The sequence below is a fragment of the Citrobacter sp. NCU1 genome (assembly GCF_010231475.1).
GTDB lineage: Bacteria > Pseudomonadota > Gammaproteobacteria > Enterobacterales > Enterobacteriaceae > Citrobacter_D.
Map to the genome: position 1 here is coordinate 1 of NZ_NRDO01000064.1, position 23543 is coordinate 23543.

At 40.9% G+C, this 23543-nt stretch carries 25 protein-coding genes; all 25 read right to left on the reverse strand.

Features of this window, described 5'->3' with window-relative positions:
* Window positions 1–125: 125 nt before the first annotated feature.
* Complete coding sequence (locus CJP72_RS18430; protein WP_162382788.1) at window positions 126–908, reverse strand: SprT-like domain-containing protein; 783 nt, start codon at window positions 906–908, stop codon at window positions 126–128.
* A gap of 171 nt (window positions 909–1079) precedes the next feature.
* On the reverse strand, window positions 1080–1523 hold the full coding sequence (locus CJP72_RS18435) for an H-NS family histone-like protein (protein WP_162382789.1): 444 nt from the start codon (window positions 1521–1523) through the stop codon (window positions 1080–1082).
* A 259-nt stretch (window positions 1524–1782) separates the two neighbouring features.
* Window positions 1783–4044 carry a DNA topoisomerase III gene (gene topB / locus CJP72_RS18440; RefSeq protein WP_162382790.1) on the reverse strand — a complete coding sequence of 754 codons (2262 nt, stop codon included), beginning with the start codon at window positions 4042–4044 and terminating at the stop codon, window positions 1783–1785.
* A 78-nt stretch (window positions 4045–4122) separates the two neighbouring features.
* On the reverse strand, window positions 4123–4287 hold the full coding sequence (locus CJP72_RS18445) for a hypothetical protein (protein ID WP_162382791.1): 165 nt from the start codon (window positions 4285–4287) through the stop codon (window positions 4123–4125).
* A 14-nt stretch (window positions 4288–4301) separates the two neighbouring features.
* A complete protein-coding gene (locus CJP72_RS18450; RefSeq protein ID WP_162382792.1) occupies window positions 4302–4712 on the reverse strand; it encodes a hypothetical protein in 411 nt (136 codons plus the stop codon).
* Between the two features lie 23 nt (window positions 4713–4735).
* Window positions 4736–5221 carry a lytic transglycosylase domain-containing protein gene (locus CJP72_RS18455; RefSeq protein ID WP_162382793.1) on the reverse strand — a complete coding sequence of 162 codons (486 nt, stop codon included), beginning with the start codon at window positions 5219–5221 and terminating at the stop codon, window positions 4736–4738.
* Entirely contained in the window at window positions 5197–5724 is a 528-nt protein-coding gene (locus CJP72_RS18460; RefSeq protein WP_162382794.1) for a prepilin peptidase, read from the reverse strand. The genes CJP72_RS18455 and CJP72_RS18460 overlap by 25 nt, the downstream gene beginning before the upstream one ends.
* Before the next feature lie 89 nt (window positions 5725–5813).
* Window positions 5814–6233, reverse strand: a complete 420-nt coding sequence (gene pilM, locus CJP72_RS18465; protein ID WP_162382795.1) for a type IV pilus biogenesis protein PilM — start codon at window positions 6231–6233, stop codon at window positions 5814–5816.
* 79 nt (window positions 6234–6312) lie between these two features.
* Window positions 6313–7572, reverse strand: coding sequence for a shufflon system plasmid conjugative transfer pilus tip adhesin PilV (pilV, locus tag CJP72_RS18470; protein ID WP_162382796.1), 1260 nt, complete (start codon window positions 7570–7572; stop codon window positions 6313–6315).
* Window positions 7573–7574: 2 nt separating this feature from the next.
* Complete coding sequence (locus CJP72_RS18475; protein ID WP_162382797.1) at window positions 7575–8522, reverse strand: ATPase, T2SS/T4P/T4SS family; 948 nt, start codon at window positions 8520–8522, stop codon at window positions 7575–7577.
* A gap of 49 nt (window positions 8523–8571) precedes the next feature.
* Window positions 8572–9081 carry a type 4 pilus major pilin gene (locus tag CJP72_RS18480; RefSeq protein WP_162382798.1) on the reverse strand — a complete coding sequence of 170 codons (510 nt, stop codon included), beginning with the start codon at window positions 9079–9081 and terminating at the stop codon, window positions 8572–8574.
* Window positions 9082–9090: 9 nt separating this feature from the next.
* On the reverse strand, window positions 9091–10155 hold the full coding sequence (locus CJP72_RS18485) for a conjugal transfer protein (RefSeq protein WP_162382799.1): 1065 nt from the start codon (window positions 10153–10155) through the stop codon (window positions 9091–9093).
* The gene (locus CJP72_RS18490) at window positions 10148–11692 is read right to left on the reverse strand and encodes a GspE/PulE family protein (RefSeq protein WP_162382800.1); all 1545 of its coding nucleotides are present in this window, start codon (window positions 11690–11692) and stop codon (window positions 10148–10150) included. Before CJP72_RS18490 ends, CJP72_RS18485 begins: the two co-directional genes overlap by 8 nt.
* Window positions 11693–11748: 56 nt before the next feature.
* A complete protein-coding gene (pilP, locus tag CJP72_RS18495) occupies window positions 11749–12180 on the reverse strand; it encodes a type IV pilus biogenesis protein PilP (RefSeq protein ID WP_162382801.1) in 432 nt (143 codons plus the stop codon).
* Window positions 12155–13537 carry a type 4b pilus protein PilO2 gene (gene pilO2 / locus CJP72_RS18500; protein WP_162382802.1) on the reverse strand — a complete coding sequence of 461 codons (1383 nt, stop codon included), beginning with the start codon at window positions 13535–13537 and terminating at the stop codon, window positions 12155–12157. Before pilO2 ends, pilP begins: the two co-directional genes overlap by 26 nt.
* On the reverse strand, window positions 13527–15275 hold the full coding sequence (gene pilN / locus CJP72_RS18505) for a PilN family type IVB pilus formation outer membrane protein (protein ID WP_238340109.1): 1749 nt from the start codon (window positions 15273–15275) through the stop codon (window positions 13527–13529). The genes pilO2 and pilN overlap by 11 nt, the downstream gene beginning before the upstream one ends.
* A complete protein-coding gene (locus CJP72_RS18510) occupies window positions 15223–16023 on the reverse strand; it encodes a TcpQ domain-containing protein (RefSeq protein ID WP_162382803.1) in 801 nt (266 codons plus the stop codon). Before CJP72_RS18510 ends, pilN begins: the two co-directional genes overlap by 53 nt.
* Before the next feature lie 61 nt (window positions 16024–16084).
* Window positions 16085–16441 carry a TrbM/KikA/MpfK family conjugal transfer protein gene (locus CJP72_RS18515; RefSeq protein ID WP_162382804.1) on the reverse strand — a complete coding sequence of 119 codons (357 nt, stop codon included), beginning with the start codon at window positions 16439–16441 and terminating at the stop codon, window positions 16085–16087.
* A 17-nt stretch (window positions 16442–16458) separates the two neighbouring features.
* The gene (locus tag CJP72_RS18520; RefSeq protein WP_162382805.1) at window positions 16459–18255 is read right to left on the reverse strand and encodes a type IV secretory system conjugative DNA transfer family protein; all 1797 of its coding nucleotides are present in this window, start codon (window positions 18253–18255) and stop codon (window positions 16459–16461) included.
* A gap of 25 nt (window positions 18256–18280) precedes the next feature.
* Complete coding sequence (gene virB11, locus CJP72_RS18525) at window positions 18281–19297, reverse strand: P-type DNA transfer ATPase VirB11 (RefSeq protein ID WP_162382806.1); 1017 nt, start codon at window positions 19295–19297, stop codon at window positions 18281–18283.
* The gene (locus tag CJP72_RS18530) at window positions 19297–20445 is read right to left on the reverse strand and encodes a TrbI/VirB10 family protein (RefSeq protein ID WP_193568780.1); all 1149 of its coding nucleotides are present in this window, start codon (window positions 20443–20445) and stop codon (window positions 19297–19299) included. Before CJP72_RS18530 ends, virB11 begins: the two co-directional genes overlap by 1 nt.
* A complete protein-coding gene (locus CJP72_RS18535; protein ID WP_162382807.1) occupies window positions 20438–21199 on the reverse strand; it encodes a TrbG/VirB9 family P-type conjugative transfer protein in 762 nt (253 codons plus the stop codon). The genes CJP72_RS18530 and CJP72_RS18535 overlap by 8 nt, the downstream gene beginning before the upstream one ends.
* Window positions 21199–21927 (reverse strand): virB8 family protein, encoded by a 729-nt coding sequence (locus CJP72_RS18540; protein ID WP_162382808.1) that lies wholly within the window; start codon window positions 21925–21927, stop codon window positions 21199–21201. Before CJP72_RS18540 ends, CJP72_RS18535 begins: the two co-directional genes overlap by 1 nt.
* Before the next feature lie 2 nt (window positions 21928–21929).
* Entirely contained in the window at window positions 21930–22895 is a 966-nt protein-coding gene (locus CJP72_RS18545; RefSeq protein ID WP_162382809.1) for a type IV secretion system protein, read from the reverse strand.
* A complete protein-coding gene (locus tag CJP72_RS18550) occupies window positions 22895–23542 on the reverse strand; it encodes a type IV secretion system protein (RefSeq protein WP_162382810.1) in 648 nt (215 codons plus the stop codon). Before CJP72_RS18550 ends, CJP72_RS18545 begins: the two co-directional genes overlap by 1 nt.
* Window position 23543 lies beyond the last annotated feature (1 nt).

The following is a 23543-nucleotide window of genomic DNA, read 5'->3' on the forward strand; positions in this document are numbered from 1 at the left end:
GCACAAATCAGTAGATCACAAAACTCTATGCCTGTCTTTTTTTACCCGCCCATTACTGGGGATTCCTCAGCGCAATTGCGGCCTAATCATACCTTAGAGCTGTTCAGTTGAACTTTCAGCAATACTCACTCTTCAATAACCAATTCACTGTCACAGTCACCACAAATCAAATTAGCCGATGGCTTTGCCCAGGCATTAAGACCACAATCAGGACAAGAAAACTTCGCGCGAGTGCCCGTTCCTTTAATAGGAGGACGAATATTAATCGTCAGCCTATTTTCATTGTCACTATCATCAACGTCAATTGTACCCTGACTAATCGTTTTAGTGAGTTTATGGATAAGTTCTTCATCATCTTTATCTGTCACCCTTAGCCAGTCATCTAAAATATCAGCGTTAGCTTTGGCGGCAACAACTTGCCCCGCAGACCATTTATCGTACCAAGAAATTGAGAATCCATTTTTCAGAAGGTCGTAAACCGCAGTCTGAAACCGACCTCCCCGTATGATGTAGTGAGTCATTTGCTGGCCTGTGCGCTTTCCTCCTGGTTGCCCTGTATTCGATGGCATTAGCCCAATTTCCTCCATTTTGGCCCCCCATACGCGATCATGGTATCCACCACGGCATTTTTTCGCTGGCGTGTAGTGTTGCCATACATGAACCATTTCATGTGCCAGCGTTGACAGTGTATCTGCCAGCGACCGCCCACCGAAATAGTCAGGATTCATTGCCAATTCAGAAAGGTTGGATTCTCCAGTGAACCGTTCCGGTGCGAAATAGCCAAAGGTATTTTTGCCGCGCTGGAGGGTTAGCAGCAGATCAGGTAAAGATTGGTCAAACAACACGGTGTTGAAGTAGTCATATGCCTGCTGTAGCTCGGTGTATGCTTTGATTGCTGGTTTAGTCATTCCATCCACTATAATAACTTTGCATTAATTGTATTGTACAATACAATTAAATAAGAAAAAAAACACGCCTATAGTTCAGAAAACACGTTCAAAAAACATGTTTTGATGTTCGATAATGAGATATGAGTTTAACCCGATCTGGTTATCAACCAGACCGGGGATTGGTATTCTTTACTCTGCTGCTTTGTCAATCAGGAAATCTTCTTTCTTTTTTCCGGCATCAAACGCTGCTTTAAACACTGCTGGCGCTTTACCACGACCAGACCATTCATGCTCATTGCCCTCGCCATCTTGAATACGATACTTCGGAGGAACAACTGGACGATAGTTTTTACCAGAATTCTTAGGAGAAACACTCTCTACTGAAGAAGTCAGCAGAGCAGGATCTAACCCAAGTTCCATCATGTATTTTTTTACTTTTTCAAGATTATCCAATTCATCCTGTTTTTTACGTTGTTCTTCCTTGTAATCGTCCTCGCGTTCAGCAAGAACTGCCTGAATCTTTTCAGCAGCATCACGTAAAAACTCGAAATCTACTTCGCGTGCATAAGCCCTTAAAGAACGGATGTTTGAAAGCACTGCCGTAACCGCATCATGACGTACATCACTACTCATTAGGAGGAATCCTCTTATTTTGTGAGTTTAGTTTTTATGTTCCGTTAATCTACCAATTGTGCCTAATCACTTGAATATAGCAGTAATCACAACTGCCAATAGAATAATAATCTCCTTACAAAGCGTGTTCTATACATAAAAGCACATTTTTAGAAACCATCTGTGAAGACGTTCATCCTAAACAAAGCACCTCATGCACTGAGTAGGAATGCATGAGGAACGATTCTGTCTAGTCAAGTTAGTAAGTGCAAGGGCTAGATCAACTTTTTTTCTTGGCTTCAGCTTTCTTTTTCAGTTCTGGTTTACCTTTTACATCGGTAAAAAACGACACACATGACTTATCAAAGACACCTTCGCAAGCCCAATAAAATTCTCCTTCCGCCTTTTTGCTTTTCATACGCTTCAACCGCTTCTGGCAGTTGGGGCAGGTTGTTGCTTTAGCATCTTTCGCTTTTTTAGCCTCCAAAGCGGCTTTCCCCTTCCCACCGAAATCAGGCTCACCTTTATAATCAGGAAGGGTTTTCTTACATTGCGGATCGGCTCTGAACCCTGAGCAAGCCCAAAACTCACCATTCACCCCTTTAATCTTTCGCATCGGTTTTTGACAATCGGGGCAGGCATAAGTATTAGCGGAGATATTCAATCCGTTTTTGAATAAATCATCGATGATACCTTTTATGTACTCATCATTATAATTGATAAATTCGGAAACTGGCATTCCCCCTGACTTTATCAATGCCTGCTTTTCTGCCCAAATAGCAGAAATATCAGGCTGAGTAATTTCATCAGGAAATTTCTCACATAACTCCTGACCTTGTTTTGTTGTCTTCCAGATAGCTTCTGAGTAACCCTTTATCTTTTCAATCGTGACCAATCCAGTATTAGCAGAAAGTTTTTCGAGTATACCAGCCCTTGTTGCCTCTGTGCCTAACGTTCCCCCTCCCTCTTTTTCTTCTAGCGCTTTACGCAGCGCCGGATCTTTAACAAATCGACCTGCATTTTTCATAGCAGCAATAAGAGTTGACTCTGTAAAATATTTAGGTGGCTCTGTCTTCTTTTTATCAAAATTTGACGACTCGCAATTACCTGTGTCACTGAATTTCAGAGTAGATAAATCTAGCCCGGTAACTTCCTCAGCATCGAAATTATCTTCATCATCGTTAACCTGGTTTTTCCCCAAGACCTCCCAACCTTTACAGATCAAGACGCTCTGAGTTGCCGTGAACGTGTCTTTATCGACGTCAAAGTGTACTTTAGTCTTGTTCCTTACAGAATCAGCGTAGAACAACGCCGTAAAACTGATAGCAATGAGATTATATACATTCCGTTCCTTTGGGGTAAGGCGAATATTTGCACCATTTTTTTGAGAAGGAATAAGTGCATGGTGTGCTTCACCTTCAATTTTTTTAGAGTTAAAAGCCTTATGTTTCTGGTCTTTATTAATACCATTTACTGCACTAAGCAATTCAGGAAAAGTTTGCCCAATAGCTTTAACAATATCTGGCGCTTGATAATAATGTTCATCAGACAGATAGCGGCAGTTTGTTCGCGGATAGCTGACCAGCTTATGCGTTTCATAAAGGCTCTGTAGAATTTCTAGCGTTTCTTTAGCGCTGTATCCGTATTTTTTTGCGCAAATAATCTGAAGCGAGCCTAAATCAAGTGGCATCGGCGGCGCAGTATTCTCTGGCTTCGTTGTCACAACTGTAACAACCGCCTTCTTGCCTTTAATCCGCTCCGCTATGTGCTTCACATGCGCCTCTGAAATCAGGCGCTTCTTATCATCAACCTGATCGGTATCAACCACCTGGTATTTTGCTTTAACCGTATGACCTTTAATGAAAATGCTGCCATAAACATCATAGTAATAGCTAACCGTGTGGTTTTGATTAGCAAGCGTTCTTGCATTGATCAGCCCCAGCGTAGCACTCTGAACACGACCTACATTTAGAACACCCTCAAACCCTTTTTCGCGGCCTTTGAGGGTGAATCCCCGCGTCAGGTTATACCCGAATCCCTGATCGCATACAGACCTCGCCAATGCGCTATTAGTCATGCCACGAAAATTAGCATTAGGCTGCATATTTGCCAGCGCCTTTTGAACTGGAGCAAGGTTAAGATCGACAACCAGCAAACGCTCTACTGGCTTTTTATTGCCGCAGTAATCAAGAAGTTCATCAACGAGCAAGCACCCTTCTTCGTCAGGATCACCTGCATGAACAATCGTAGAAGCCTCCTTAATCAATGAAAGAACAATGTTCGTCTGAGCAGCCGTCTGTTTTTTAATTTTCAGTTTTGGAGGAAATACTGTTTTGATTGGTAAATCTGAAAAGTTCCACTTGCTGTATTTATCATCGTAATCTTGAGGATCGTACAATTCCAACATATGTCCTACACACCAGGTAACGATATCCTGCCCACATTGAAAATAACCGTTTTTCTTTTCTGTCTCAGGATTCCCCCCCAACCCTTCGAAAATCGCTTTTGCTAATGATGGTTTTTCTGCAATAAAAAGACGCATACGTTTAGTCCTTATGTACACTAAAAATAACTAATAATCGTTTAAAAACAGAACTCTAAGATTTTTTTCAGACTTAAATCATTCCATTAGCGCCATTGATATATGATTTTTCATCATTTTGGCTTTTGCCAACTTAAGGTCATGAAATAATCTTTCCAAAATTGCGTTCTCTTCTTTAAGGCGTTCAATATCATTTTGGAATACTTTAGCAGCCTGAACATTGCCTATATTACTGAAATTCATACAACTCCCTTAACTTACCAGTGATAAGGATAGGCGGGGAATGTTAGCCAGCTTTCAAGAAGATATTTTGTTTCCCTATTCCAGTATATATACAACCCATCATTATTAAACCATACTGGATGATTATCAATTTCGCCTATTACCTCTGCATATCTGGTTATTGGTTTAACATATAACTCATTTACAAATGAATCAGACAAGTTGTTTTTTACAAATTCTTGCCTTGACAGCACCTCAATATTACATCGTGATGATTCAAACTGTTCATCAACAATTTGACCTTCTTTAGCCTGTATTACAAAAGACTGCCAGTCTTTATTGTGAATATTGACGACATGCGTTTGAATGATATCAAGAAAAGAACTCTTGATTTGTTGCTCATCATCAACACTCTCTTTAAACAGTTTCTTATCAGATTCTTTCATTTAAAATAACCTCATTTTATTTATTACCCACGTCCGGTTAAAGCAAGATACCTTGCATATACTTTTTTAGCGTATTTCATACGGATTGGCGCATTGACCCCTTTAAATCCGGCATTATAAGCACCAACAGACTCCCAATTTACGCCATTCGATGAAATATTTTTTGCCAGAATCCATGCCCCTACGTATATGTTCTGACATGGGTTATCAAGTAAATCCTTGCGCGTAATGCCCATTCCATTAAGCATCGGAAACCATGACGAATTTATTTGCATTAAACCCACATCCTCACTAACAACCTTACCGCCACGCTTGTTAATCCCTATTGCTTTCGGATTCATACTACTTTCCACTTCTGCAATCGCAATAAGTAATCGGTGATCAATCTGAAAACGTTCAGATGCCTGCGTAAAGCATTGTCTGTAACTTCCTGCTAAAGGTGGGGAATCTGCAAAACTGGAAAATGATATAAATAACAGGTGAATTATAAATACCCTGATAGTAAGCATATGTTGAATCCTGTGAAGGTGAAATACGCTACCGTGATAAGAGGAATCTGTTTAATCCATCTCATTAATACCAACATAATAGCCAGCGTAGCTAACATAGTTCCCGCTGCATACTCAGGCGAGAGCATTAAACCGATTGACGGGAACACATAATAATCACCAGACGCTATCCATGACTCTTTCTTTACGACATAACCGTAAATACTTAGTAACACAACTGGAGTTATATAAAATGACAATGAAAATAAAGACAGCAATAAAACTTTTGAGTGTAGCGAATATATTGAAATAGCAAGCAATAGATAAATTATAAAATCTGGAATCCATCGTTTACATGCATCTGTATAGGCCGCTATAGCCAGACAAAAGCAAAATGCCATAAGCAATAAATCTGAAGACAGATAATAAATTAACGCCACAAGTGAAAACATAACTAAAGAAATAAATGGAAAGCGACTTACTTCATCATTTTCATTAGTTAAATCAATGCAGTTCTCGATCACTTTTTTTTTCTGATTTACATACACAAAAGGTAACACAGAAGAAAGGAAATACGAAAACATAAGTAGCACACATATAGATACAATCATTGCTACCTCATATAAACAATATAGCCCGAAGGGATGAATGCTGGTTTTGTTATTGTTCCAGAATTAGTTTTAATAACAGAATTATCACTAATACCCACAAGCGCACTATTGTCAGTTGATTTCATTATCTCCGAGAAAACACCACTTGCAGTTGGCATATAGACATAGCCATATCCATTATTGACATACATTTTTATAGAAGCCTCCTTAGGAAGCCATACAGGAACTACAACCTTACTAGTTACATCTCCAACTGCACTCGCGTTAGATAAATAATAATCATCAAATGCCGATGTGTAATTTAGAAATAACGATGCCTTATTTAGTCTCAATAAATCATTGTATGAGCTAGTAGTATTTATAGAGTTCTGATATACAGTGATCACTAAAATACATAGAGCTACAACAAGTAATGATTTCATACCTACCCCGTTAAAATATCACATTAATGGATTCATTTATATGGCTTGGGGAGCGCCAGTCACCGGATGAACATTTTTATTAATGGAAAGAAAAACATGAAGCTATGCAGCCTGTCTTGTGCTCATTTTTATACCATTGCCCGGAACCAACTGGATTTTCATACACCTGACAGTAATGACCGTCTTCCGCATTACCTACCCGACTCACAGCGCAAAAATCGAATTTACCCAGATAACCGATGGTTGAAACTTGTGTGGTTTTGACCTTGCCTCCCGCAGCTCGCCACACACCGGAACGGCAGGATAGAACTGCGCCGGACGCATCAGTTGCGACAAGCTTGTTACCAGGGCAATTTCCCCCTGCAACCGCAGCACCATTAATCTGTAAATACTCACCAGCCGTTAAACGACCTTTAGATTGAATCTGCCCATCTGAATATATGGATTTGCCTCCATATGCGCGAATCCAGGTATTGTCTGTCATATGAAAGCCTCCCCCCCACTTTTCGCTATACCAACCTGTATTACCGGTTGTTCTGAACCATCCACCGGTATACGTTTCCCCTGTTGTCCTAGTCGTTTGTGAATTTATGTTCGTACCATTAACATTTGTTGCTTTTACGTTTGTAGCATTCACATTGGTAGCATTAGCATTAGTGGCATTTAATGTAACGGTTGTTGTAGTTGCAGCATTTGCAATGTTGTTTTTTCCCATATTGAGTGATGTACTCATGGTGTTAAGTTCTGGATGCCCCGGCACGACTTTACGATAAAGATAGTCATTAACTTTGACACCTTCATCATAGAATCCAGCGATTACAACATGCCCATCCCCAGGATTATATCCACCGAAGGATGAAAGATTCATAGTCCAACTACCTAAAGCTCCCTGAGCAACTCCATTATCGATAATGCCGCCATCAGCACCAATTCCTATAGCAATCTTCCGAGCCAAGCTTTTTGATAGCTTTACCCCCCCATTTAAGAAGGTCATTGAATTTAGTTTATTGGACGTGGGTTCAAACACTCGTGTCTGGTATGTCGCAGAAAATCCATTCTGAGAGGAAAATCCCGGAGGCAAGTATCCTGCCTTGATAAGTTCAGTTACGCCGAATATATAAGGCGTGGTTGATGTTGCTGTCGCAGCAATCGTAGCGTGATTATCTTTAATATAGAGATTAACGGCCCTCTGAACACGTTTAGCTTGCGAAGCTGCAACCGTAGCTCTTGACTGATCCATAATCCAGTTAGTCATTGGTATCACAATAACTGCAAGTACCATAAGAAATATACCGATAGCTGAGACTGCATCACTTATTTGTGCAACACCTTTCTTCATGATTACACCCCTTTTAAATTATAACTCGGACGATTAAAATCATCTGCAAGAGCTTTGTAATTGCCCTGGATAATCTTTGACCTGATTGAATCGCGCTGAGTATGATGAACCAGGTTGAAAGCACTAATATCAATATTTCGCCCAATAATTTCATTATTCCTAATAGCTGAACTCATTGTTTGATGAGCAATAATATAGAGCGTATTAGCAATATTCTGTTTTGCATTAGAATTAACCTCTTCGCAAAACATCACGTATCGATCAATCGCATCAAATATTGAGGAAGCATGAATAGTAGACACGACAAACATTGTTAATGAAGCCTTGAGGACTTCATGAGCTGTTTGACTATCACGAATTTCACCCAGTAACAAACAGGAAGCCCCCGTTCGCCAGGCTTTCTTGGTAGCTGAGGAATAGGACTCATGCTGCCCGACTTCCATTTGCATACACCGCCCAGCGCCGTGACGACCATTAAGCAGTGTTTCAATAGGATCTTCAATTGATACACCCAAACCTCCGGTTGTCTCGATACGGCGCTTCAGAACGGACGCTGCCGTTGTCGTCTTGCCACACCCCATTTTTCCGGCAATCAGGCATAATCCCGTTGCGCCTTCTAACTCAATGGATTGCCGTATGTCAGTTGTAAAGGCTATCTCGCTAAAATCAACTACATGCTCGGGTGTTTGCCGTATAACAAAGCTCACCCCATCAAAGGCACTGCTCAAGACAGTAATTCTATAAACGCGATCCCCGTATCGTAAGGAAAATTCAGTCTTACCTGATTCATGATAAATTTTTGTGCATTTATCCTTCAGGTTGTTAGCATCCTCAATAAGTGAAGCAGGTAGTTCAGAAAGAAATGATGCAGCACCTTTAAGCCCTTTAATCTCCGAATAGTCATTACCAAGAATTAAATCAATAAAATCCAAGTCATTTAGCTTATTCATTTCATTGCCTGATAAATGCCCCTTTCGGGGCATTTAGTTGAGGTTATTATTAGGATTTGGTGGCAAAGACTACTGTATTACTATCAGTCGTGCAGGCTGATGTAGCCATTACAGCAGTAACTTCGCCAGTGAATGATTGGGAGTTAATTTTAGTAGATGCCATTTCTGAAGTGCCCAGCTTTTGAGCAAGGTTAATACAGTCTTTATTAGACAACATTGTATCAGTAACAGTAAAACCAACACCCGCACCTTTAACTGTAATTGTGCCACCAGAACGGTTGTTAATCGTACTACCTGAGTAAGCAACAGTACTAGGTAAAGCGCCTGCATTAATGAGCGCCTGGTTATAATCTGAAGAGCCATAGCCACTGCTTGCTCTCATGTTTTTGGTTTCATTAATGAGGTTACTGATAACAGTTACTTCATTCGTCGCATAAAACTTTGAATAACCTAAATATACCAATGCCATCACCGCCGCAATCAAAACTAACATAATGCCAAGTGAAGATACAGAATCGGTAATGTTCGCGATACCACGTTTCATATTTACAGCTTTCATGATTTATCCTTAGTGAAAAAATGCTTGTTGTATTAAGTCAGACATAATTAAAATTAATAACCCGATTGAACCTGCACAGCCGAAATATCCTAATAACCTAAGTAGTTCTCCTGTTTTTTCAACGGATGAAACTGTTTTGTCGAGCCACTTCCCGGCAAAACGCTTTAAAGACCCCTCTGAATTGGATGTTTCAAAAAGACTTTTCATCTTAATGATGGCGGCATCACCGGGAAACTCATACCCTATTACATCCAACGCCGAACCTAAGTTCTCCTCACCTTCCTCAATGGCCCCGAGTATTGCTTCCAGTCGTTCAAGCATCCACCGTGATTCACAAGAGTGAACCATATTATTTATGGCGGTTTCCATTGGTATACCTGCGGAAAGCATTGCATTCACATTCAAAATAAACGTCGCGCCATTTAGACGTTTATAAATTGAATATGGAGGAAACTTGTCAAACGCAAATCTTATATTACCTGACCATCTGGAAAGTGATTTGAAGATAAGAATACTTAAAACTGTAATAATAATAAAAATCACCCACCAGTATTCAGTGACAACCACATAAAAGTACCAAACCCCCAACTGAAGCGCATTCCACTTTTCCAATGGGATACTTTGCTTTAAAACAGGCACGAGCAACACACAAAACATAACAACTATACTGAACGCCAAAGAAAACATATACGTCATTATCATTAACGATGACTTTATAGAACTAAGTATTTTTTCTGTACCTTCGGCAATAAACACAGCGTTAAGAAATCCATCTGCGACTCTACCCGCTACATCACATGATTCGATAATGCTTAACTCCTGATCGGGAATCCATTCCCTTAGCGAGTCAGCAAGTGAAAAACCAGCCATGACGTTTTGTCTGCATTCACTGAGAATTTGGCCTATTGGGTTTCCAGGGTTTCTTCCTCTTCTGGTATAGTTGTCGATTAGTTTATCGAACGTTGCCAGTACGCTAAGACCGTCAAGAAGATACTGCCTGAAATCATCATATAGCTCTATTCGGTCTGTTGCGCTGAACGTTCGTTTATAAATATAACGTTCAAAGTTATTCATTAAATTTTTCGTCTCTGTCCAGGTTACAAATCTTTTTGTGGGCAATAACAGGATCGACCTTACCCTGATTAATAAGCAGCGTGATATTTTCGCATAACGTTTCACCACCGTTTTCACGCCAGTGTTTCCATGCTGCAAATTTCCCTTTCTGCTCATAAAGAGACATAAATGAATAATCCGTTTCTATTACTTCAAAAACTCCTGTACGCCCCTTTATGCCAGTTCCATCACACAGATCACAACCAGCCTCATTAATAAGATATGCGTTATGAGATTCAGTATGCTTACCAATAAGTTCCCTCAGTTCTTCTTCAATTTCACCTTTATTTCTGTCATAAGACCGTTTGCAATGTGGACACAGCAGCGGAGTGAGTCGCAGACCAATAAGGCATGTAATTAGCGTTGCATCAGTCAGCAAATCCTGGTCAACACCAAAACGACGCAAACGCTGAATAATGTCAATAGGATGGCTAGTGTGAATAGTCGTTATCACATTATGACCCGTTTGCGCGGCCTCAATAACGCCTGTTGCTGATGTGCTGTCCCTGACTTCCCCGATGTAGATGAAATCAGGATCGAGTCGCATAAGGTTTGATATTGCTTTACCCCACGCTTTACCCATTAGCTCCCGGTCACTGCGGTCGGCAAGGATAAGCGGTGTTTGCACAGCCCCACGGATAGGAGATTCAATTGGATCTTCAACAGTCACCAAGTTAATTCCAGAATCATCGCGAGTAACGCTTTCAGCCATGCATTGAGAAAGCGTAGACTTACCATGTCCCGTTGGCCCACTGGAGAAGATAGCCCCTGATGGCTTAGAAAGTGTTCTCCTGATTGCTGACGCTTGTTTCTTCGTTAAGCCGAGTTCTTCTAATTCAAGTTGCTGCTTTCGCTTCGTGATCAGTCGAACGACGGCTAACAACGTATCTGAGTTTCCTGGACGGCTGGCAAAACGTCCTGTGCTCAGTCCGAACTCAGAAACAAACTCTTCCTTCAGTCGGGCATCACTGGACTCTGTAGCACTCAAAGTTGGCGTGCTTTGCTCTGTACACATAGAATTGTATAGAGTGTTCACCAACAACCGTCCTTTATCGGCAGAGTCACCAAACATCTTCATGGGGCGTTTCATGCCATCAATACGGAATGAAACCTGAAAATACGTTGAATCTATTCTGAAATGAATATCAGAAGCACGTAATTCAACTGCGTGTTTAATAATTGATATAACTTTATTCTGCGTGGGTGTGTTTGCCTCGGACGATGTAGAAGTTGAAGCGTCAAAAGCATTTGAAACATCTGCTAACTCTTCACGGCTAACCCAGATTGTCTGAGGGAAAATTTCTTTTTTATTTAGAAATTTCTTAAAATCAAAATAATATGGGTTACTATCAAACTGAGATAAGACAAAAAGCTTATAGTCACCTTCATTATTATCTTTAAGGAGACGCACGTTATCGGTTATTTCAGTGGGAATATTTATTCCATTTAAATACTGAGATATGTTTACGAGACTATGTGTACGCTCAGAATATTCCATAAATGTTTCCTGATTTACAAAACCGTCATTCAAAAATTTACGAACACATTCTTTACCTAATTAATTATTTGTGTTCGCTGTGTGGCAATGTTTTTCACCTTTACCCCACCTAAACCGACACTAAGCACCTGCCATCTTCCGCCAGGTAAAAGTTGGCCAGCAGCCACAGATGTTGTGTTCCCGTCAGCCATACTAATGACCGCATTGCGGCCATTGATTTTTACCAGTTGAGGAAGCACATCCCCGGCGGGTGCGGTAACTTCCTGCCCCCCGCTGCTCATGGATGGATTTACCGGAACGGAAATACCATACTCCCGGCTTTCGGCTTCTGCTTTGGCTTTGTTGAGCGCTGCTTTGGCTTCATACAAAACCCGTTGTTTTTGCATATTATCCAAATCCCATACTGTTCCGCTTTCGGCGTAAACACCAAAAGAAATTAAGGCAAAAGCCAGGACAATGCTTTTATGGCTTAACAACACGTTTCCCATATACTGACCCCGAAATTTTATAAACGATAGAACCCTGATCCTGCGCGACTTCATAGATGATGCTATTAAGCCTCATCCCGATAAACTCACCCTCTTTGAACACAAGCTGAGGCGGTACATTAGTTTCAACATCAAATGTGTATTCCTGCCAGTCTTGCAGTGGCAGATCTTCCCCCTCATCATTCTTTTTGACATCTTTAATTGTTACTTCGGTGAGTGCAGCAGGAATATTTACCGACTGAAATAAAGAAACGATTTTTAACAACTGCTCGCCCATACCCTGGAATGGATCGTCACCATTTGGAGGCAGTGTATTTTCAACAAAGAAAGCCGACACATTAGTTTGTGTGATACTAAAAGCTGGTACAGTACCAAAAGTTTCCTGAACCGCTTTAACAAACTCTTCTGCTGTTACTGCTGAATTGTCCGGTCTGTTGTAGTTAACATCTAAACCGCCTTGACTGCATTTTATTGTCGCTGGCGTCCATCCTTTTTTAGACAGGTCTAATTTTTTCAAACCCTCTTCACATCCCGCTAAAAAAACAGGAATTGATGATGTTGAAATCCAGGGATGTTTTAGTTTATCTAAAGCAGCTTGGTATCTGGCATTCCTGTTAATTTCCTCCTGCTTCATCAGCATATTCTGAATAGCAACTCTTTTAATCCTTTCCTGCTCATCAAGATGATCCAGAATAAAAAACACAACCACGCTCGACATCATCAACGTGGCTGCAAAACCAATTAACTGATTCTTTGTCATGCCCCATTGAAGAGGCTTAAGACGAAACTCTTTCCTGATATTGCTGGCTTTAAGTATTTCATTTAAATCCAGAGATTCAGTAATCCATGAAAATTTATCTCTATCGCCATACACAGGAATTTCCGTGTTCTGTTTACTTCCTCTTAAATCTTGTTTTAAGTCGAGAACGACCTGTTTAATTTTCGACTCAGGATAAATTGTATCTGAAATGGAATGAATCGCACCTTTTTCAGTACGACCTACAAGGGTATATTCTTCCTCACCCTCATCATTAAGACCAAGAGGAATTACTGCAATACAGCTTCCTTCTAGCAGTGAAGCCAACGATATGATAAGTGAATAAGCGCCTCGCAACTTCTGCTTAGATTTTGGAGCAAACCCGGCCTGAATAGCTTCAGCTTTACGAATAGCCACAACATCAAGATTTCGCGCCTTACCAATCTTACGAACTTCCTGCATCACCTTTCGGTGAGCCTTAATAGTTTCCCATTCAAGACCCACTACAAAACGATTTTTATTTATTGTTAATATACGAATAGATTTTTCGTTAACCGGACTTTCTAATTTATCTCGATTTGACTTATTTTTACCGTACATATGGAGTCACCGTAATAACAAAACTCTGTTTTGTTTTCGTCCCGGACAATGCCCCGCCAAACAAAATATTGTTAGGGGAACCCACGCCCTGACGGTCTGAGTTATCCGTGTTTTGCTCAAAACCAGACATGACCAGTGTTTGTCCAGGCTTCAACCAGACGCGCTGTTGCAAAGAGCGGGTATCAATATCAGGTGCTTCGATTTTCTGAGTGTCGGACGTGATAACGCGAATCTGCTTAAGACTGGAAATATCCATGAACATGTTCAGCATCAGACGATCAGAGTCTTTCAAGATTTTGGGGAGAATAGTTATGTTCGTTCCTGTGGTCACGCTGCCCGGAGTTAGCGATTGTGATGGCACTGTTGCGTCACCTGTCGCATATGCCGTTGTTGTTACATCCTTCAGATAGGTAGTTTGCTGACCAACAAGCACTGGCGCAGCAGCCATATTAGTAGTCATGATCGTACTGGTTTTAACGTCTGAAACTTGTGCCTGTTTTGATAGTGCATTGAGTAAGAAAGATGAGCCAGCAAACTGAGCAGCGGAACCTGTTGCGGTATCAAGGACATTAAAACCACCTGAAATTGCATCACTGGAAACGCCACTACTAGTGTTAGCCAGTTTGATACCATAATTACCATTCAGTGATTTCCAGACCAGATTCCAGTCAATTCCGACCATATCGTTTACGTCTGTATTGACTGTATAGGTCACAACCTTCAGGATCACCTGGCGGCTTAAAGTGCTGTTTTCATCGTCAAGATATTCCCCCACCCGACTGACAACATCAGGAACGTCTGTAATCATCAACGTACCTGTGGTTGCGTTAAGGCTGAGCCGACCCACACCGGGTGTTAACATGCTCTGTACGGTGTCTTTGAGGTCTTTATACAGGTTGTTGCCCATCGCCACTGTCGATGACATTGTAGACCCGCCAGAACCAGATACCCCGGAACTGGACGTACCGCCGCCGCTACCGCTATCTGTGCCTGTTGCGTTGGAGAGTCCACTTGTAACTGTTCCTGTAAGGTCATACTTTGCGTCGGCTGGCTGAATATCGAAACGCTTTGTTTCGAGGTAATAGAACAAAATATTGCCGCTGTCGTATTTCCACGAAATACCAAGACGACCAGAAACCAGATCCAAAAGCCCTCCCAATCCACCGGAGTAGCTAACATCAGAAATAGTTCGCGCCACGCCGCTTACTGCTGCACCACTGTTGCCGTTCGCCTCTGCGCCAAACATGGCAAGAGGCTTCATATCATTGTTGCCCATAACAGGCGATGGAATAGTGGTCATACGTTGCGTACTAGAACCATCCTCAGCCCCGGAACTAAGGTAAGTTGCAGCATCCGGGGTGACTCGAATTCGGATACGGCACTGTTCACTAATATCCTGGCTGAACTGAAAAATATCCTGTGGTCTTACTGTCTTGTACGTAACCTGGCAGTTAACTACCTGGGACGGCGCTTCAAATTTTGGCTTTGGCAGTGGCACTGCATTTATGTATTGACTGTTCTGAAACTGAACTACCGGATAGTTGTCACCCATCTGCTGAATTAATGACGAAGCCTTAACTCCAGTATCTTCCGCAGTTTTTTGAACTTCATTCATACGTTGAACTGCGCAACCAGAAAGTAATAATGCAGTTGCCACTAAGGTTAATGATTTATTTTTCATATTCTCACTTTTTGTCACTAATAACGATAAGGCACTGATTACGATACCCGCTAACATAAAGCGGAGCCTGTGATCTTCGATATAAATCGAAAAGCTGTGTGGTTACATCTTCAAAATTTTTCCCGGTAAAAGTAAGCGTATAATCAATCGGATAATCAGTATCAGTCAGACGTTGGAGTTTCCACTCTCCATTTCCTGACGGACATTTTTCTTTCGCCATCCATTCAGTGAAACCGTTAATTAATGTTGTTCCTTTTTTGATTTTCCAAACTTTCATAACAGGAATAGTTTTTACCGGGGACACTGGTACGACTGATTTATGATCATCCGCTGTTAATGGTTTAACAGGTTCGCTTCCTCTAAATGGATTTTTGCCAACGTCCGGGATAGTCGATGTTGATTTTACCTTTTCAACTGCATTGGATTTTCGCGTGGTATTTGCTGCAACTGTTACTACAGGAGTATCAAAACCTTTAAGGGAGGCGGGTAGATCTTGAATATTTGTTTTGTCAATCGGTTTAGCTGTTTGTAACAATCCTGAATGAGGAACAACTTTTTTATCAGCTTCACTATTACCGCTTACCAGAACGTTCTTATTACCCGTTTTAGCGCCAGTAATAACTAACGATGGACTAGTAACATTCGCTATTTTTGCTCCGGTATAAACTGGTTCAGAGTGCGGTAAAAGGGAAGTGATATCTGTATTCATATCGACAAACTCCCCTTTGGGAGTTGCGAGCGGCGGTGCTGAACTACAGCCAGAAAGGATACCCGCAGACATAGCGGCAAGTATTATTTTCTTCATATATTTCCAGAATCACGTTATTAAAACGGTAAAATAATGACTTATTTTAGGTTAATGAAATTCAGAATTTAACCTTACCATATTTGCTAATTATTTTGTCGATTGTGTCTTTCCCTGCTGTATCACATTGACTGATAAATGCCTTACGTGCATCAGATGTACGATTTGGTGAAAATGAGCCTTTCTTCTTTTTAGTGATTTTGAAGAAATTTTTCTCTGGAGAACTACACTCGCCGCCTCCGCTATTACCTGTTACTTTTCCATACATACAGAGAACGACTACGCAAGGATCACCAGAGTCTACAGATTGCACCTGTTTTTCATCTGAGTTGTAGTCACTCATAACATAATCACTGGCGCTTGCCGATAACGGTGATAGCAAAACCAATGCTATCACTAGCGTATTTAATTTATTCATGGCATAACCTTAAAGTTTTATGAATTGAAAAGAAGAGGAATTTCTATCCGGTTTTCCTTAGCTATTTTTACACGTCCCATAAAAACAGGATCTTCAAAATAGACTATTTTATCTGCGATAAATGGATAGCAGACTTCACTAAGAATTATTTCTCTCACCTTCATTGTTTCACTTTGATTCTTTATTTTCCCAAGAGACACTATCTCATCAGGCAATAAAACAGCACGAGAAATAACATCGTGGCTTATTGAGTTAGATCCTCCGGCACTTCCACGGTTATCAGACTTCGATTTTCTTTTTATTTTATGGTCGTAAACACCACATCGTTCTGATATTTCATTAACTGTGTCATCAACATCCCTCGGTGGATACACAATTTCTACCGCACAGTTTTTGATAAACGTTTCCGTACCCTCTTTTCCATATAGCTTATCATCTTCCATCTGCCCTTTGTTCTGCAAAATGAAAACATAACGCAGATTAAAACCAGCAGTGTAAGCAATGGATTTTTGAATAATCTCTACTCGCCCCATGCTCGTAAACTCATCCTCTAATAGCACAACCTGATATTTCAACTCCGGGTTTTGCTCAGGCAGTTCTTTGGTGTTTTCGTTAACAATCATAGAGAAGAAAAGATTGACCAGCTTTTTGTGAGTTACAAGGCTATCCGGCGTAAGACCAAGATAAACAGACATCTTCTCCTTTCTTAAACGGCGAATATCAAAATCACTGGCACTTGTTGCCGCAGCCGTTACTGGGTTAGCGAAAATATCAAGACCATTGGTAAAGTTACTCATGATACTGCCGCGCGTCTTATCAGGTGCAGCCATAAAGATTTCGAAATAATCTCGGGTTTCTGTGCTAACAGCAGCATCCTTTGCGAGAGTCTTACGCATCCAGGCTGCAAGATCACCGCCAGGCGTTGCTGATTTCAAAACCTTAGCAATTGAAACTGTCAGGTTTTCCTGTACCTCATGCTCTTTATCAAGGAGATAGAGTGCAAGACCTATAAACAGGTTCATAGCTGACGTGTTCCATACATCGTTATCACCACCGCTGAGAGGATACAGAACGGAAGCAATCTTACGTAAGTCCGTCTGACGCTGGAGTGCATCACGGCTAACATAATCCATTGGATTCCAGCGATGAGAACGGTACTCCCCAGCCCTAGCCCTTTCCTCATTCTCCACATACCCGGCAGGGCAAAACAGATAGCACTCCTGTCCCAATACCTTCTTACGGTAGCCTGACGACAGGAACCAGTTTTCAAGTTTAATATCGAGGACTACCAGGCTTTCGGGATAGTTTAGGCAATTGGGGATAACGATACCCACCCCTTTACCGGATCGTGTTGGGGCATAAAGCATTAAAAACTGTTGACCATAATAATAAATATACTGGCCTTTAAATCTGCCTTTATTCATTTTACCTATAAGAATAGGCGGGTACTTATGTTTCTTAGATTGCTTCAGGGTTGGAAAAAAACCCGACTTTTCTAAATCCATATCGGTAGCGAGGCGCGAATTACCATAGATAACTTTCTCAGGCTTAAGGTTTAATAATATAAAAACACAGAACACCATAAAAACGACGACTGGAGTACCAAACCCAACCCATGTCATACCAACTAGCGTCTTGTAGGACGGATTACTACCGTAATTACTTATTACTTCATAGAATGTGTTCACGCTGAGTGAATCCACATTTAAACCTGAATACTTTAATGCTGCATAACCACCTAAATAATTACCACCAACAACCGAAGCAAGAAGCATCAATAATAGTATTGACGATATACCAACAATCTTTTTCATGATTTATTTACCTGATAAAAGAAAATTACATTTCATTTAGTAATTTGTTTTTCTCTTGAGGTTCGAAATAAATTTCCGTCATGCGCGTATGATTAAAAAACAGAATCACATCAACCGATGTTTTTATAGTTCGCATAATCAATTCCATATCAACAGTCATACCCACGTCTGACTGCTTAACGATGCTTGCAAGGCGTGAGAATGAAGCATAGGTATTGTTCGCGTGAATGGTTGAGATAGACCCTTCATGACCTGTATTTAACGCTTCCAGGTAACTCCAAGCTTCATCCCCGCGAAGTTCAGCTAGGAAGATGTGATCTGGTTTGAGGCGCATACATGCTTCAATAATTGTTTTTGCTGTAATAACTCCCTTTTTATAAAACAGGTGAATGTGGTTAGGATGATTAGGCAATTGCATTTCATGAACATCTTCAATAGTGGCATATCGCCTTTCGGGTGGAAATATATCAGCAACAGCTTTTGCTATTGTTGTCTTACCTGACCCCGTCCCCCCTACAATCAGAAAATTAAGTCTTTCTCTAACAGCCTCGTATATAAACCTTTCAAGACTATGGGGATCGCCTTTTTGATAGAGTTCATACAATTTCTTCTGCGTGTCCGAAAGCTCTACCGTTTGCTTTTGGGCGATTCGTACATTGTCAAATCGCCCAGAATTAACGTAATCGGCAATAGAAAAACGCTGAAGGGATGGCTTACGTATTGAAATCGCAATACAGCCGGGTTCCGTAGCTGGCGGCATAATAATTTGGCCCCTTTCACCATCAGGGAGGATCACAGAAGCAATGGGGTTAGCCTGGTTTAACTGAGGAAGGTTAGAGTAAGTGGACAGACTTTCTGCAAGGTGCTTAAGGTTCTCAAAACTCGCTGCTGGTTCCTCAACAAACTGCCACCCTTCACTGCCCTCATACCAAATCCTGCCAGGTTGATTGATAGCAACTTCTGTTAACCCCTCCCGGTTCAGCAGAGCCTGAATACCTGTCTTGTCCAGATACAACCGCGCTATATCAGAATTATCTTCCATCAATTCACCTCATAAACGGATGAGAAATCAATGTTGCGCGGCACTATGATTGAAATAACCGTCCCCTGGTTGATGTAACCCGTTGGCGCAATGTTGATGCTGTTCTGCAATGCGATTGCCGCTTGTTGCTGTGAGGCATCGCTCGTATTGTCGTATGTGATTGATCCCTGATTACCACTATTACGCTGAGTCATATTTTTAACTGAGTCCATAGTGTCACCTATGAGGGAAAGCAAAAGAGAGTTTCCGAACCGCTCCCAAAAATGAGAGTCTATCCAGGCAGGCAGACCAGCAGCCCCAAGACTATCTGTACCCAGGCCATCTACACGTATTTTCACGTTACCGTCCTTAATAGTTGTCCAGTTAACGAAGACACGAGCAACTCCTTGAGTGATCGCTTTCTTCTGTTCACCAGTGAGCAATGCCCCTTTACGAACAAGAAGCGTTTTACCGTCATCGGAATACACATCACGGGCCATCTGACAAAGGGTAATAGCAGGATATGATGTGATGATTTTTGTTTTGAGCAGGCAGCTTAAGCTAGTTCCCGCAGAAAGCAGATAACGACGTTTATTAACGAAACTGGCAACACCATCAGCATATTCACCACCTTGCAGATAATCTTTATCTGTGCTTCCTCCTTCATTAGTTTTGTCAATTTTTACCAGTGTCTCACCAATCAAAATCCGCTGTGCTTTTGGCAATGGCGCATTTTTATCTCCTGAATCCTGCCGATTGTCAGCCCGAAAGGTTTGAGCCTGGCCTGTATCAGCACTAGCATTTTTTCCTGCATTATTTTGGGATTCCTGCTCCTGATTCTCTTTTGCAAGCCGAAGTTTTTCGTCTTCAGCATCTTTCTTTTCCTTTGCGCGTTTAGCCGCATTCTCCTTATCTATAATTAATTGCTTCATTGCGTCGAGGGAACTATTAGTGGACGTTTTAGCCTGTAACGCCTCGCTATTAGTTGGGTTTTTTGTAAGACCAGTCTGAGCCGTTTCCTTTTTTCTTGTGAGAATAAAGGCAGTTCCAATTGCAGCAACAACGAGGAAAAATATGACAAAACTAACAATGATAATTTTTTTATTAACGACTGCTGCTGTTATATCAAGCTTTTCTCTGTTTCCTACCTCCACCCTTCCATTACTCATCAGTAATTTTCTCCGTTCTTATCTGCCCGGTTGTCGTCCCTTTTTTATCGTATAAACGCTTAACGACAGAAGAGGTTTTTACACGCATAACCTGATTACCATTTCGTAGTAAAAACTCGGGAGAAACATCATGAACAACCATGACATTCTTCTCCATACTGTTATTAACAAGATTTTCATTACCGTCAGAATCAACACGGTAAACAACTGGCATTGTTTTACTATTTTCCCAGGTAAAACATGTAAACCTGCCATCATCCCAAATTTTGTTAGGCTTGACTGATTCATCGCCTTGAACCTGATAACGTCCATTTACAACACCACCATCGGTGCAAGGAATCTTGTTGTTATCAAACAATATTGGCTTAGGTTTCGGATATTCAAATTTTAAAACAAAAGTTGGATTTGTTTTTACCGATGTGAGAAATAAGGTATAAGCGCGTTTATCTGTAACTACGACGACATTTGTATCAGGATTATCTTCAGAAGCAGGCCGAAAAAATATTATGTTGTTTCTGACCGATACATTCCATGCACCAGGATCGCCCAACCCTACATCTTCAATTTTTTCATCACTACTGACCTGAACAACAGAAACCGTACCCGGCTTTACGCGCACTTTCACAACATCGTCCGGGTTGTACATCACCGTTTGCATCCTGGCATCGTATGATGAACCGCTAGCAAACGTAGCAGCGTTAGAAGTGGTTGATACAGCGCTGGAGATAAGTAAGGCCAGAACAAGTTTGCGCATTATTTTATAGCCTCCGGATCGACCCTGTAGCTCAAAGCCTGAAAACCGAGGGGGTTTAACAAGCGCTCACCTTCAGTTTTGATTTTACGCTGGTAATCAAAAGCAACGGTTGCTACCCAGGATGTTTGGCTGAAATCAGCCGACAGAGTACCGTCCGTGTTAAGAACAGCTTTATCAAAACGAATCTGCGCAATCTCAGGCTTTAGAAAAGTAACTGACTTAACGCGAACCTTAATTTTGTTGTTTTGCTTCAATAAATTCAAAGGAGAATTATCTGCTGTAATTTGTGTCCTGTACTGAGAAAACGTTTTACTGTCTGACATCAGATTTACTGTGTCATTCATAGCCTGGATAGTTTGCCAATCATAACTTTCATAATTTACAACATATTGCGAGAGAAAATATTTATTGACCACCTCACCATAAGATTCTTGTGCATTACTTAAAGGTGAAACAGCATCAGTATAGCCAGTGTTGTTATCAACCCGTAGCATAACAGGAACAGCAGTTTTCAACGGTGACATTAAAGCTAACGCACCTGCCTGTATTGCTATAACAACCATACAAAGAAAAGAAACGACCTGAAAGAACTTCACCTTCCCATTTATCAAAGAAATACGGTCACGTTCAAAATCTCTTATTGCAGAAAAGTAATTTTCCGTTTCCTTTTTTGACTCTACTTTTGTTTTTTCTGCCTCTTCTTTAGTTCTTTGGAAATAATTTAACATCGTCACCCTCCTTTAACGTTATTTCTAAATTTATTAGCCAAAGCAGCCCCTCCACGTTTGAGTGCGCCACCAATGGCACCAGGAGCTTTATCACGCATTGAAGCAGCCGCCTTAGACAATCCAGCAGCACGAGCAAACGAACTCACCCCAGGAACAAGTCCGTTAATGCCGACACCGCCAGTTAGGGACGAGCAAAGAACCGCAACTTGTTCAACCATTCCAACGCAGATAACAACAACAAGTAAGAGTGTTACAGCGTCCATGAAACTCACAGATGATGGATCTAAGGCTGTGTATTTACCAATTAGACCCAGCACAAATGTAAATGAAATTGAATAAAAAACATTAAGTAAAATGTAATTTAAGCAATGTCCACACCATGAAGTAAACATTCCTCGCGTAGCTGGAAAACCTGCAAAACAGATAAACACACTGCCAATTGAAAGTAGAATGCCCGTCATAAATGTTGCAACACAAAGGAACAAGGTAGTATAAGCAACAAGAATTGCACCACCTGCATAGCCAATACCATAAATTAAATATGTAGCAATTAGAGGGCCAATATCCCAACCCAAAGTATCAATAGATCTGGTTTTAAAATCCTCCATAGAGGTAGCAATTTTCTCCCATGTTTCATCAACACTCAACGCCGCATTACCACTCCCCATTAATTTCGCGGATACTTCTGGGCCGGAGTCCATAACAAATGGAACAACCCACTGTTGATAATATGGCGCAGTCCAAATAAAAGCGCCGATTAATGTAAAAACCAAGATGTTTTTTATAACTTCGTTTACAATAATTTCTCTATTACTGTATATAATCATCCAAGCTATTATACAACAATAGAGTAGAAACCCGGCAGCGAATACAGGTCGTATAGAAACAGCAACCACTGAAAAGTTATTAGCGACTGCATCCATTACAAGAAGTTTTGTCTGGTTAACAAATTCAGATGCAAGCCCCATTAGTTTGTTCCTTTATATGAGTGCTGCTCCATCCATTGTTTTCTAAGTTGCTCCTGCCTTAATTTATCCTGCTGTTCCATTTGTTTTTCTGCAAGTTCATTTTGCTTCATGAAGTATTGCATATTTATTTGTTCAGTTTGCAGTTGATTTGTAAGGTCAGCCTTTTGTTGCGGTGTTGTTGCCTCGTTAAATTTTGCCTGCAAGCTTTCTAACTTAGTAGCTCGGTCTTTTAGCTCAATATTATAAGCATCAAAAAATTTGACTTTTGCTGCTGCCCCTTCAAGACGAGCCTTTATTGAATCACTGCTATTTAATCCAAATTTATCTAACTCAGAGTCAACATCATATTGTTTTGTGTCTGTCAGATCGTTCAACTGCTGCTTCATATAGCTTGAAGCTGTATCAAAACCAGAATTAAAATTCGTAAATCCTTCGAGCCGCTTCTTTTGGTCTTCGGCATACTTCACGCTCTGTTCATACTCGCGTTTAAGTTGCTGATATTGCTGTGCCGCTTCTTGAGCGCGAGTAAGCCCTTCTTCAACAGTCTTTGCAATTGAAGCCAGGTCAACAACAGGTATCCCTGAAGAATAGCTAACAGAAACAAAAGAAATTGAGATTAACACAGCAATAAGTGATTTTTTAAACATT